Source organism: Alkalihalophilus marmarensis DSM 21297, from assembly GCF_000474275.2.
Taxonomy (GTDB): Bacteria; Bacillota; Bacilli; order Bacillales; family Bacillaceae_D; genus Alkalihalophilus; species Alkalihalophilus marmarensis.
The window spans coordinates 1-12986 of sequence record NZ_ATAE01000047.1 but is presented as its reverse complement, the minus strand read 5'-3'; the positions used below and the strand labels follow the sequence as shown (position 1 = coordinate 12986).

Annotated in this window: 10 protein-coding genes; 7 read left to right on the top strand and 3 right to left on the bottom strand. The window is 40.5% G+C overall.

The window, feature by feature from the left end; all coding sequences use genetic code 11:
* Positions 1–315 precede the first annotated feature (315 nt).
* On the bottom strand, positions 316–1581 hold the full coding sequence (locus A33I_RS16920; RefSeq protein ID WP_022629519.1) for a CYP152 family fatty-acid peroxygenase CypC: 1266 nt from the start codon (positions 1579–1581) through the stop codon (positions 316–318).
* 129 nt (positions 1582–1710) lie between these two features.
* On the opposite strand from A33I_RS16920, the gene A33I_RS16915 reads away from it, so the two are divergent.
* A complete protein-coding gene (locus A33I_RS16915) occupies positions 1711–2130 on the top strand; it encodes a potassium channel family protein (RefSeq protein ID WP_022629518.1) in 420 nt (139 codons plus the stop codon).
* A gap of 45 nt (positions 2131–2175) precedes the next feature.
* On the opposite strand, the gene A33I_RS16910 is transcribed toward A33I_RS16915, so the two are convergent.
* Complete coding sequence (locus tag A33I_RS16910) at positions 2176–2967, bottom strand: endonuclease/exonuclease/phosphatase family protein (protein WP_031311785.1); 792 nt, start codon at positions 2965–2967, stop codon at positions 2176–2178.
* Positions 2968–2973: 6 nt separating this feature from the next.
* Positions 2974–4617 carry a PTS transporter subunit IIBC gene (locus A33I_RS16905; protein WP_022629516.1) on the bottom strand — a complete coding sequence of 548 codons (1644 nt, stop codon included), beginning with the start codon at positions 4615–4617 and terminating at the stop codon, positions 2974–2976.
* Positions 4618–5073: 456 nt separating this feature from the next.
* Here A33I_RS16905 and A33I_RS16900 point away from each other — a divergent pair, with 456 nt between their 5' ends.
* From A33I_RS16900 to A33I_RS16875, 6 genes are all read left to right on the top strand, one after another.
* The gene (locus A33I_RS16900; RefSeq protein ID WP_022629515.1) at positions 5074–6735 is read left to right on the top strand and encodes a glycoside hydrolase family 13 protein; all 1662 of its coding nucleotides are present in this window, start codon (positions 5074–5076) and stop codon (positions 6733–6735) included.
* A 384-nt stretch (positions 6736–7119) separates the two neighbouring features.
* Complete coding sequence (gene cshA, locus A33I_RS16895) at positions 7120–8628, top strand: degradosome RNA helicase CshA (RefSeq protein ID WP_022629514.1); 1509 nt, start codon at positions 7120–7122, stop codon at positions 8626–8628.
* A gap of 205 nt (positions 8629–8833) precedes the next feature.
* A complete protein-coding gene (locus A33I_RS16890; RefSeq protein ID WP_022629513.1) occupies positions 8834–9787 on the top strand; it encodes an ABC transporter permease in 954 nt (317 codons plus the stop codon).
* Positions 9777–10724, top strand: a complete 948-nt coding sequence (locus A33I_RS16885) for an iron chelate uptake ABC transporter family permease subunit (RefSeq protein WP_022629512.1) — start codon at positions 9777–9779, stop codon at positions 10722–10724. Before A33I_RS16890 ends, A33I_RS16885 begins: the two co-directional genes overlap by 11 nt.
* Positions 10718–11476: an iron ABC transporter ATP-binding protein gene (locus A33I_RS16880; protein ID WP_022629511.1), complete on the top strand. Its 759-nt coding sequence runs from the start codon at positions 10718–10720 to the stop codon at positions 11474–11476. The genes A33I_RS16885 and A33I_RS16880 overlap by 7 nt, the downstream gene beginning before the upstream one ends.
* A gap of 86 nt (positions 11477–11562) precedes the next feature.
* On the top strand, positions 11563–12582 hold the full coding sequence (locus tag A33I_RS16875; RefSeq protein WP_022629510.1) for a siderophore ABC transporter substrate-binding protein: 1020 nt from the start codon (positions 11563–11565) through the stop codon (positions 12580–12582).
* Positions 12583–12986: the final 404 nt, after the last annotated feature.

Here is a 12986-nt window from a genome sequence, read left to right as displayed (position 1 = left end):
AAATTCGACCAACCACTCTCAGAAAACAAAAGGACTTTTTCAGTGGCCTCGCCTAGAGCAGGAGTGAGATCCCACAGGGCTTTAGCCCGAGGAAGCTCACCAGCTCCACACGGAAAGCGAAGTATATTTCAGGAGCGACGCCTATGCTATAACTCATGTTTAGGGCATTTGAGGTTAAAAAAGCTTGAAGATATAACTATATCAGTCCATATGATAATTATACAAAGCAGTAACCCAGCGAAGCATATTTCAGCAGCGGCAATTCTCCTCTAACATACATTTGTTTTCAAGAGATTTTTTCCAGCCTCTTTTTTATTATTGTCGTCTTCGTACGTCTTGAATAATGAAGCGGCTTTTCGGTATGCTTGGCATTCTGCTTAAATCATACGAAAGATCCTGCTTCGGCACGTCATACGTAATGTTCTGAGCCAATTGAGATAAGCTGATTTTCATTAATTCAATCGTGATCCACTCGCCTGCACAGCGATGCCCTTTATGCTCATCGCCGCCTCCTTGAGGAATAAAGGAGAAAGGACTGCCTTCCCAGCCTTTAAATCGTTCAGGACGGAATTCATTAGGGCTCTCCCATAGTTTTGGGTGGCGATTGGTCCCATATATATCAAGCAAAACGAGTGTGTTCTCTTTAAATTGATGAGAGTTCCACGTGAAATCCTTTTTCACTCTCGCGCCAGTAAAGGGAGCAAACGGATAATAACGACGCACTTCTTGAGTGAAGAGGTGACTGTATGTGCTATCTTGATCTTGCATCAGCTTCTCGCGTTCTTTTGGAAACTCATGCAGCCCAACAGCCCCAAACGTAATAAAACGACCTACCGCAACCGTTGGACGGATGACATTGATTAATTCAATAGCGGCCATCTTAGCATCCATTAAGGTCCCGTCCAGTTCCTTATGCCAAGCCATTTGATAAAGAGCCGTTGATTCACGAGGACTCCGCTGCTCAGATCTGACTTCTTCAATTAAGGACGTTATCCATGCTTCCGTTCTCTTCCTTGCGCTTCTTCCGCGGGCGTGGCGTACACCAACCGCTCCAAAAGCATCAATCATGTCACCAAAATCCTTCGTACGCTTTTCTACCTCTTTTTCTTCTAACGGCACTCCAGCCCATTCACAGGCAACCTTAGTCAGCATCGCTTCCATTTCATCAAACAGGACAATTTTCTTTTGCGTTTCCCATTTCTTTATGTAAAGAAGCCATTGAGCGCGCGTAATTTCATTTAATTCTTGAAGACGTTCACGAGACATTAATGACATAAATAGCTGCTTACGGTGACGGTGCGCTTCCCCGTCCATGGATTGAATGGCATCCTCTCCAAATAAAGTCTTTTGAACACGTTTTGGGGCAGCGCCTTCCCTTTTGAACTTATCATTATCATAAAAAACTTTGGCTCCATCTTCACCTCTGAGGCAAATCGCTTCTTCACCCATCAGCCTTGTTTTGAAGATATCTGATTGAAAGTCTTGAGCACGTTTGTGAATAAATAAATAGCCGTCTTTAAGGAGTGAGAGGCTGTTATCTAATCCTTTTTCACTTGGGATGTTTGCTTGTGATGTTTTCATAACTGATCCGCTCCTTCTGCTATAGTATCCGTATCTCTTTTGGATTTTCCCAAATATCTCCTTTAATAAACGTTAGATAAATTAGAGGTTTGTACCTGTTTCATTAGTGAAAAAGGTAGGAGAGGGGGGATGAGCGTGGTTTCAATGCTGTTAATAGCCATTACGATTTTATTTTTAATCGGAAATCTTTATTATTTCTTTTCAAGTAAATCCTATAAACAGAGCTACTTTTGCCCGACTCTATTTTATAAATTATTTTTCGTCCTAGTAGGGATTACATTCGGCTTTGCCTTTCTCTATTACTTCCTTTCGTTTCATGAGCCTGTTCTTCTAATTAATGATCCGACTGGTGAAATTGCTGAACAAACCTTTTTAGATTTTCTGTATTTCAGCGGGGTAACAATGTTATCCATTGGTTACGGGGATCTTGTCCCTGTTGGAAGTGCGAGATTTTTTTCTATTATTCAAGCTAGTCTTGGCCTGCTCTTACCCGCTGCTTATTTCATGAAAGGGTTTAGTGCTGCAGCTCAAAGTGAAGAGAACTCATAAAAAAAGTGAGCCGCCATTAAGCCTGCTCACTTTACACCATACAATTTATTCAGTAATAACAGTTTCCACACCGTAATGATCAGAAACAATGTCACGATTGCGCCCGTTGAAGATCACTTTTGAGGAAAATACGTTTGCTTTTTGGTTTGTTAGGATTAAATCGATACGTAATCCTTGTTTATTCTGATCCCATCCGGCAATTTTTCCTTCAACAGTAACACCAGAATCTTTTTCGTTCGCTAATGTAAAGGTGTCATAAAGACCTTTTTGAATAAGGTAATCATACCCTTCGTTACGCACATCGGCATGATTATTGAAGTCACCCATTAAAAATACTCGCCCATCAGCTGGCATCTGCTTTAGCAGCTCATCCATTTGACCGCGTGCGGGCTCTTCTGTATCATCCCACCAGCCAAGGTGACAAGAGTAGAAATGAATCGGTTTGTTATCGATCTCAATGACAGCACCAACAATATTTCTTGATTTCCAATTTGTCATTTTACGGCTCTTCGTTACATAAAAGTCATGTGACTTAATAATAGGATGGCGTGTGAGGAGGGCAATGCCTTCCTCAAACACCTCATATCCGAAGTGAGACGGAGCCCAGACCATTTCATATGGAGGGGAGCCGAGCTCTTTTAGCTTCTTCTGTAAAATGAGCCCGTAGTTGTCAGCCTTGACTTTACCGTCTGCCGCATCTTGATTGCGATGCTGACTTACTTCTTGCAGAGCTATGACATCGTATTGTTCTTCAAAGATTGTTTTTGCTAGATGATCGAGCTTTTTTTCTTGATTTTCTTCCTGCCATGCGTGAACGTTTAATGTTAACAGTTTCAAAGGCATCTACGCTCCTAATCGGTCTTGTACATCTGACTTAATTATATCTGCTTTTGGACCATAAATCACTTGAACACCGCGGTTTTTCACGATCAAACCAAGGGCGCCCGTTTCTTTCCACTCCGCTTCTTTTGCTACTTTTTCTGGATCTTTTACTGTTACACGAAGTCGCGTCATGCATGCATCTACATCTTCAATATTCTCTTCTCCGCCAAGTAAGGCAATGATCTTGCCGGCAAGGCCGTCTTTACTTACTTCCGCTTTTTCAGCAGAGCCTTTTCCTTCTTCTTCGTTTTCTAAATAGTTTCCGTTACGTCCTGGTGTTGGAAGGTTCATTTTCTTAATTAAGAAATTAAAGACAACGAAGTTTAATCCAAAGAATACAAGGCAGACAACGACAAAGTTCAGAAGGTCGCGAGCAAGGCCTGCATAAATTGACATTGGAGTTCTTGTTAATAGCTCGATAAATCCAAATGAGTGAATTCGCAAGTTAATGACATCAGCAGCTGCAAATGCAAAACCAGTTAATACAGCATAGACCACATAAAGAAGTGGAGCTGCAAACATAAACATGAACTCAATCGGCTCTGTTACCCCGGTTAAAAATACAGCTAAGCCAGCAGATAAGTACATAGGCTTATATTTATGACGCTTTCCTTTATCAACATTTAAATACATCGCTAATGCAGCACCAATCAGGGCAGCAGATGAAAGAATCATTTGACCAATTTTAAAGCGTGCAGGTGTAACTTCTTCAAGTAATTGATTATATCCAGCCACATCGCCAGCACGAAGCATGTTTGTTAAGTCTGTTACCCACGCAAGCCAAAGCGGATCTTGCCCGGCAACCACACGACCGATATTTTCACCTGTTTGAATTACATACGTACCGCCAAGTTCTGTATAGTTAATCGGTACCGTTAACATATGGTGAAGTCCAAATGGCAGCAATAAGCGCTCTAGTGTACCAAAAATAAACGGTGCAATGACAGGTGCGGTATTTCGTGAAGTTGCAATCCATTGTCCAAAGTCATTTAACAGCGTTTGCACAAACGGCCAGAATGATGACAGAACAAGTGCAGTAATAGTAGATCCAAATATCACGACAAAAGGTACAAATCGTTTTCCATTAAAGAATGATAAAGATTGCGGTAACTTATCAAAGTTATAGTATTTATTAAATAGTACAGCTCCTAAGAAACCAGCTATAATACCAACGAATACGCCCATATTTAGGGCAGGTGCTCCGAGTACTGATGTAAAGTAATCGCTAACAACTAATTCACGGCCAAAGAACGTAATCGTTGCTTCAGGGTCTTGCAGCATATCATTATTAACGCCAAATAATGCACCAGTAATACGGTTAATTAAAATGAAAGCAATCACTGCAGCGAAAGCTCCGCCTGCTCTCTCTTTTGCCCACGAACCACCTATTGCAACAGCAAATAGAATATGAAGGTTAGTGATAATCGCCCACCCGATGTCTTCCATTACGCGGGCAGTTGTTGCAACTGCTGCCAAATCGCCGCCGCTCATCGCAATGAGTTTCCCAAGCGAGATCATAATCCCTGCAGCAGGCATAACAGCTACAACAACCATTAATGCTTTCCCTAGCTTTTGCCAAAAATCAAATGAAATAAGCTGTCTCATGTAAATCCTCCTCAATTAACTAAAGTTATATTTAATAAATATAAATTAAATCGTTTTCAGAATCCGTTTTCAAAAAGCAAGTTGTGCGCTCTAATGCAAACGTTTGCTCAGGAGTTATTCTAGTAGAGATTTTTTTAACTTGCAAGTGTTTTTTACTACGTTTTCTCTCAGTTCTTATTCTAGATCGTTGTCCTGCCTTGTTTAAAAGGCAATATTAAATTTTGTGGAGGGCAGTGAAATAAGGATGGTTTCGTTTATTTTCGTTAGGGATTTTAAGAGGTAATCAAGAGAAAGCATTGTAACTTTTTATAATCCGTTCTATAATAAATGAGCAAAGAAAATGCGCAAACGTTTGTCTAAAGCTGTCAACATACGTTGCTAAGGCAGAAATGAATTTATAAATATCAAATAATGTAAACGTTTTATTTTGAAAGATAAACAGTTGGAGGGATTCAGATGGATAGAAAATGGTGGAAAGAGGCAGTTGCTTATCAAGTGTATCCACGAAGCTTTATGGATTCGAACGGTGATGGGATTGGTGATCTGCAAGGGGTGATCCAAAAGCTTGATTACATTAAAGGTCTAGGAATTGATGTGATCTGGATCTGCCCAATGTACCGTTCACCGAATGATGATAATGGGTATGATATTAGTGATTACCAAGATATTATGGAAGACTTCGGTAATATGGATGATTTTGATCAACTGTTAAAAGAAGTTCATAATCGTGATATGAAGCTGATTATTGATTTAGTTATCAACCATACGTCTGATGAGCATCCTTGGTTTATCGAATCACGCTCATCCGTCGATAATCCAAAACGTGATTGGTATATTTGGCGTGATCCAAGTGCAAACGGAAGTGAGCCTAACAACTGGGAGTCAATTTTTAACGGACCGGCATGGGAATATGATGAGAAGACAAAGCAGTACTACATGCATATTTTCTCTACAAAACAGCCAGATTTAAATTGGGAAAACGGTGATGTTCGCGCGGCACTGTATAACATGATGAATTGGTGGATGGATAAGGGAATTGACGGTTTCCGCGTTGATGCTATTTCGCATATCAAGAAAATCGACGGGCTGCCTGATCTTCCTAACCCAAAAGGGCTTGATTATGTCCCTTCTTTTGATGGACATATGAATCGCCCGGGAATCCACAAGTTCCTTCAAGAAATGAAAAATGAAACGGTAGCTAAATACGATGTGATGACCGTTGGGGAAGCGAACGGTGTAAAGCTTGATCAAGCAGATGATTGGGTAGGAGAAGATCGCGGTGCTTTTAATATGATCTTCCAATTTGAACATCTAGGTCTTTGGGGAAAGGAAACAGGCGGTGAGCTCGATCTTATTTCCTTAAAAGAAACACTGACTAAATGGCAAAAAGGGTTAGAAGGCCGAGGGTGGAATGCATTATTCCTTGAAAACCATGACCAGCCCCGGAGTGTATCGACTTGGGGGAATGATAAAGAGTATTGGTCTGAGAGTGCAAAGGCACTTGGAACGATGTTTTTCTTCATGCAAGGCACGCCATTTGTTTATCAAGGTCAAGAGATCGGCATGACGAATGTACAATTTGATACGATTGAAGAGTATGATGATGTCTCGATGAAAAACTTCTATCGGATTGAAACTGCTAAGGGCCGTTCTCATGAAGAGATCATGAAGGTTATCTGGGAGCAAGGCCGCGATAATTCGAGAACGCCGATGCAATGGGATGACTCGAAAAATGCTGGTTTCTCTACAGCAGAATCGACTTGGTTTGGTGTGAATCCTAATTACAGTGACATTAATGTAGCAAAGCAGGAACAGCTAGAGGACTCCATTTTACATTACTACAAAAAGATGATTGCCCTCCGCAAATCAACAGACGTTTTAATGTATGGCCGGTATGATCTAGTTTTCCCTGAGCATAAAGAAGTATATGCCTATACGCGGACACTCGGTGATGAGAAATATGTGATCCTTGTGAACATGTTTGGTAAAGAGGCTGAGGTGGACTTAAGAAGCCTAGGCTTATCAGAAGACTCTTCGCTCGTACTTGCGAATTATACAATAAACAGTTCGCTCGATTCTCTTCGTCCTTATGAGGCGAGAGTGTACCGATTAGCATAAAATGATCTATTTGGGGCAGCCTTATTAATAAGGGGCTGCTTTTTTGGGTGTAAATAGTGGGATTTTAGTTAGTGAACAAAATAATAAAGTTTCCTTACGTTGCTTTTCTATAACCCACGTGGTATGATTGAATTTGTTTTTAAAAGGAAATTTGCGCCGACCTTTTTGGGAATAGGCGACACATAGCATCGTTTTAACGACCATATTCCAGATCGTTGTGGGGTATGGTCTTTCTACGTACGTATATAATAGCTAATAGAGAAGATGTTAGGCTTACGGGGAGCCAAAAGAGGTGATTGAACTCTTTTATGTGACATCTTTTACGTGTCGCAGGATAGGCTCACCAAGGCGCTAAAATCAGATAAGATAAAGGAGATTTTCGATTTGGCAACTTTTTATGAATTTGGTTTGAACTCTGAGGTAGTTCGAGCAGTAACACAAATGGGTTTTGAGGAAGCAACTCCGATTCAAGCGGCTACGATTCCAACAGCCCTAGAAGGTAAAGATATTATTGGTCAAGCACAAACAGGTACGGGGAAAACCGGAGCGTTTGGTGTACCGTTAATTGATCGCATTAATATTGAAAATGATCACGTGCAAGCATTAATTCTTGCACCGACTCGCGAACTTGCAAACCAGGTAGCGGAGTCATTATTTAAATTTGGTAAATACAAAGGTGTTCGTACTGTAGTTGTATACGGCGGACAAGATATGCGTAAGCAGATTCGTGACCTTAAAAATAAGCCACATGTTGTTGTAGCAACGCCTGGTCGTTTAATGGACCATATGCGTCGTAAAACAATTCGTCTAGGACAAGTAGAAACAGTTGTACTTGATGAGGCGGATGAAATGTTAAACATGGGCTTCATTGAAGATATCGAAACAATCTTAAGTGAAGTGCCTAATGAGCGCCAAACATTACTTTTCTCAGCAACTATGCCAAAGCGTATTGAGAAATTAGCACAAACATTTATGAGCGAGCCTAAGCTGATTGCTGTTAAATCTAAAGAAGTAACAATGGAGAACATTGAGCAGCAATACGTTGAAGTTCATGAACGTCAAAAGTTTGATACACTTTGCCGTTTCATTGACATTCACACGCCTGAGCTTGCCATTGTGTTCGGTCGTACGAAGCGTCGTGTTGATGAGCTTTCTGAAGCGTTAACGAAGCGCGGATATCGTGCAGAAGGAATTCACGGTGACTTAAATCAAGCAAAGCGTGACAGTGTCCTTCGTAAATTTAAAAACGGACTTGTTGATGTGTTAGTAGCAACAGATGTAGCTGCACGTGGATTAGATATCACAGGCGTTACTCATGTGTATAACTTTGACTTGCCGCAAGATCCTGAAAGCTACGTTCACCGTATTGGACGTACAGGGCGTGCTGGTAAATCAGGATTAGCTTTAACGTTTGCTACACCTAGGGAACGTGAGCACGTGAAAACAATTGAACAAGTGTCTAAAAAGAAAATGACTCTTCGTGAAGTTCCAACGTATGAAGAAGCGATTAAAGGCCAGCAAGAGCTAGCTGTTGAGCAGCTTCGTGGATTAATTGCTGACGGCGGAGCGGATGCTTACCGTGCAATTGCTAAGGATCTTCTACAAGAATCTGATGCGACAACAGCACTTGCTGCAGCATTAAAGCTTCTTACAAAAGAGCCAGATACTACAGATGTGAAATTAACGGGTGAAGCACCTTTACGTGTGAAAAAGCATCGTTCAGGCGGCAGCGGCAAGCCATACCGCAGCGGCGGCGGACGCCGTGATGACCGCAATCGTGATCGTCGTCGTCCTGGCGGCAGCTTCCGTAAAGATGATCGTAACCGTGACCGTCGCTCAGGTGGTCAAGGCAATCGTTCAGGCGGCCAATACCGTAAATCAAAACAAGCATAATTTCTTAGTAAGCCATTCTCATTTGAGAATGGCTTTTTTTTATGTGATTTTTAAGAACAATTGATTAGTTTCTTGAAAAAAGTAAGAGAAATTAAATAAGAATGATTGACATTCTCATTGATAATGAATATCATTGTTGTTGAGAATGATAATGAATATCAATAAAATAATGTGTTTAAATCGTTAAACCAAGTTAGGAAGAGCTATGAAGATTAAATACTTAGTCCTTTTATTTATCCTATTGTCATTTGGTTCCTTATTTGTAGGAGTATCTGATATTTCGCCTTTAGAAATATTCAGTATGACAGACGAGCAAAAACATATTTTCTTAACGAGCCGGATTCCGCGTCTGATCAGTATTATCATCGCAGGCGTTGGGATGAGTATCTGCGGATTGATCATGCAGCAGCTGACAAGAAATAAGTTTGTTTCACCGACAACCGCAGGAACACTTGATTCAGCAAGACTGGGTATTCTAGTGAGCATGATTTTATTTGCTTCAGCAAGCCCGCTGCAAAAGATGATTGTGGCTTTTTTATTTGCGCTGGCAGGAACGTTCATTTTTATGAAAATCCTTGAGCGGATCAAAATTAAAAATACAATCTTCATTCCTCTTGTCGGCTTAATGTTTGGAAACATCGTCGGATCGGTGACCACCTTTTTTGCTTACCGTTATGACTTGATTCAGAACATGTCATCCTGGCTGCAAGGGAATTTTGCGGTCATTATCCGCGGTCGTTATGAATTGCTCTATATCAGTATTCCTTTGTTGATTGTCGCGTACATATTTGCTAACAGATTTACGATTGCTGGAATGGGTGAGGAATTTTCAAAGAATCTAGGCTTGAAGTATAAGCAGGTAGTTAATATCGGCCTGGTAATTGTTGCTGCCATTACTGCAGTTGTTGTTTTAACTGTAGGAATGATTCCATTTTTAGGACTGATCATTCCAAACATTGTAACGATTTATAAAGGAGATAATTTAAGAGAGAACCTGCCGCACACGGCGCTTCTAGGAGCTGTATTTGTACTGTTTTGTGACATTCTTGGGCGTATTATTATTTATCCGTACGAGATTCCAATTGGATTAACTGTCGGTGTGATTGGAAGCGGAATCTTTCTTTATCTTCTACTCGGGAGAAAAAAATATGGGTTATAAAACGAAGTTAATTGTACTAGCTGGATTGTCGCTTACACTTGTTGTACTCTTTTTATTCCTCGATTTAAACAACTGGGAATACGCCCTTCCTAGAAGAGGAACGAAAATCTTTGCCATTGTTATCACAGGTGCAGCGATTGCCTTTTCAACGGTTATCTTTCAAACGATTACGAATAACCGAATTTTAACGCCTAGTATTATCGGGCTTGATTCCTTGTATATGCTGATCCAAACCTTTCTTATTTTCATGTTTGGCTCTACGAGTGTGATGGTGTTAAATAAGCATCTAAACTTCGGGATATCAGTGATCGTAATGATGTTATTTGCTGGCCTGCTTTACAAAACATTATTCAAAAGAGGCGGCCAGAATATATTCTTCTTGTTATTAGTAGGGATTGTCCTTGGGACGCTGTTTGGCAGCCTGTCTACTTTTATGCAGGTTATTATTGACCCGAATGAATTTTTGTCGGTGCAAAACCGGATGTTCGCAAGCTTTAATAACGTCAATACTGACCTATTATGGCTTTCTATCATCTTGTTTTTCTTGATCAGTCTTTATTATTTCAGGTTTAACAAGTACTTAGATGTACTCTCGCTTGGCAGAGAACATGCGATTAATTTAGGGGTTGATTATGATTATGTGATTAAGCGTCTCCTAGTCATCGTCGCAATGCTGATCTCAATTGCAACCGCTCTAGTAGGGCCAATCACTTTCCTAGGATTATTAGTCGCAAATGTCGCCTATGAGTTTATGAAAACCTATAAGCACTCCTACATTATCATAGCTGCTATGCTGATTAGTATTATTGCTTTAGTTGGCGGTCAATTAATTGTAGAGCGAATCTTTTCATTTGCGACTCCGCTTAGTGTCATCGTGAATTTCGTCGGTGGTGTATATTTCCTCTATCTTTTATTAAAGGAGAGTAAAAAATGGTAGAAGTTACTAAGGTCTCAAAACTGTATGGTACGAAAAAAGTTGTTGATGATGTCTCCGTGAAAATTCAAAAAGGCAAAATTACTTCTTTTATTGGGCCGAATGGGGCAGGTAAGAGTACGCTGCTCTCAATGATCAGCCGTCTTATTGATGCTGATACAGGGGAAGTCATTATTGATGATGCGAAGATCAATGAAACGAAAAGTGGAGATCTCGCAAAGAAAATATCCATCTTAAAACAAGCAAATAATATTAACATCCGCTTAACGATTAAAGATCTTGTTTCTTTTGGCCGCTTTCCTTACTCAAAAGGTAATCTATCAAAAGAAGATTGGAAGTATATTGATGAGGCGATAGATTATATGGAGCTTCGTGACATCCAAGATAAGTATTTAGATCAGTTAAGCGGCGGGCAAAAACAGCGTGCATTTATTGCAATGGTTATTGCTCAGGATACCGAGTATATTCTATTGGATGAGCCGCTAAATAATCTAGATATGAAGCACTCTGTACAAATTATGAAAGTGTTAAAGCGTATGGTTAAAGAACTCGGTAAGACGATCATTATCGTGCTTCATGATATTAATTTTGCTTCGTTTTACTCAGACTACATTGTCGCATTAAAAGACGGCAAAGTCGTTAAGGAAGGGCCGACTCACGAGATTATTAATAACGATGCTTTAAAGGAAATCTATGATATGGATATCCAGATTAATGATATTAATAACCAAAGAGTCTGCGTGTATTTTGTTTAAAGCGTGTTAATTTATTTCGTAATAGAAGGATGATCAACCGTCATTCTATTAAATAAATAAAAAAAGAAAATATAGGGGTGGGTAAGATGAGAAAAACATTACGTCCAATTATGTTCATGTTCGTATTAGTAATCTTTGCAGCGGTTCTTGCAGCATGCGGAAGTGAAAATGCAGAAGAAGCTGCAGCCGATGTGAATGCAGAAGCGGAACAAACAGAAGGGGTAGCTGAAGATACAGAAGAAGCTGAGGCAGATGCCGATGCAGAAGCGTCTGAAGTCACTGTTACACATGATTTAGGAGAAGCGGTTGTTCCTAAAAATCCTGAAACGGTTGTTGTGTTTGATATGGGTGTTCTTGATACATTAGATACATTAGGTGTAAATGTGACAGCATTGCCTCAAGAAAATGTACCTGATTATCTTGAGAAGTATAAAGGGGAAGACTATCAAAATGCAGGTACTTTATTTGAGCCTGATTTTGAAGCAATCTATGGAATGGAGCCGGACCTGATTATTATTAGCGGCCGTGCATCAGAAGCGTACGAAGAGTTAAACGAAATCGCACCGACAATCTTTATGGGTGTTGATACGACAAATTATGTAGAATCATTTAAAGGAAATGTAACGACTTTAGCTGAAATCTTTGAAAAAGAAGAGGAAGCGGCAGAGAAATTAGCTGAAATTGAGCAATCAATCGAAGAGTTGCATGAAGCAACAACAGCAAGTGAAACAAGCGGACTTTTAATCATGGCTAATGATGGCGATATCAGCGCATATGGTCCTGGTTCTCGCTTTGGTCTTCTTCACGATGACTTTGGTGTAGCTCCTACAGATGATTCAATCGAGGTAACAAACCACGGTCAAAATATTTCGTTTGAGTACATTGTAGAGCAAGATCCTGAGTACTTATTTGTCATCGATCGTGCGGCAGTCGTTGGCGGTGAGTCATCAGGTCAGCAGACGATTGAAAATGAGTTAGTCAAAACAACTCGTGCATATGAAGAAGGAAATATTGTCTACCTAGATCCGGTAAACTGGTACATCACAAGCGGCGGTTTAACGGCTGTTTCTGAAATGGTAGAAGAAGTGAAAGCAGGAATTGAGTAATATTTAAATAACGGAGACGACTTCCATTCACGGATACTTAAAGAATGTAGGTCGTCTTTTTTGTGTTTTTACTATAGGTTCAAAGCTTATTTAACGAAGAATGGCAAACAAGGGTTATAGCGGATTCGCCGCTGCTGAAATATACTTCGCTTTCCGTGGGGAGCTAGTGAGCTTCCCGAGGCTTCTTTTGGACGGCGGGATCTCACCTCTGCTCATGGAGGGCCTAATGAAAAGCTGTCAAATGCGAGAGTGAAGAGTAAGCGCATCGCTCCTGAAATATGCTTCGCTTTCCGCGGTGAGCTGCTGAGCTTCCTCGGGCTTTTTGCCCTGTGGGATCTCAGCCCTGCTCTAGGCGAGGCCACTGAAAAAGTCCTTTTGTTTTCTGAGAGTGGTTGGTCGAATTT

Excerpts from the sequence above, each read along its gene's own strand:
- A33I_RS16920 (WP_022629519.1), bottom strand. The coding sequence starts at position 1,581 with ATGAAAACATCACAAGCAAACATCCCAAGTGAAAAAGGATTAGATAAC.
- A33I_RS16885 (WP_022629512.1), top strand. The coding sequence starts at position 9,777 with ATGGGTTATAAAACGAAGTTAATTGTACTAGCTGGATTGTCGCTTACA.
- A33I_RS16875 (WP_022629510.1), top strand. The coding sequence starts at position 11,563 with ATGAGAAAAACATTACGTCCAATTATGTTCATGTTCGTATTAGTAATC.
- A33I_RS16915 (WP_022629518.1), top strand. The coding sequence starts at position 1,711 with ATGAGCGTGGTTTCAATGCTGTTAATAGCCATTACGATTTTATTTTTA.
- A33I_RS16905 (WP_022629516.1), bottom strand. The coding sequence starts at position 4,617 with ATGAGACAGCTTATTTCATTTGATTTTTGGCAAAAGCTAGGGAAAGCA.
- A33I_RS16900 (WP_022629515.1), top strand. The coding sequence starts at position 5,074 with ATGGATAGAAAATGGTGGAAAGAGGCAGTTGCTTATCAAGTGTATCCA.
- A33I_RS16890 (WP_022629513.1), top strand. The coding sequence starts at position 8,834 with ATGAAGATTAAATACTTAGTCCTTTTATTTATCCTATTGTCATTTGGT.
- A33I_RS16880 (WP_022629511.1), top strand. The coding sequence starts at position 10,718 with ATGGTAGAAGTTACTAAGGTCTCAAAACTGTATGGTACGAAAAAAGTT.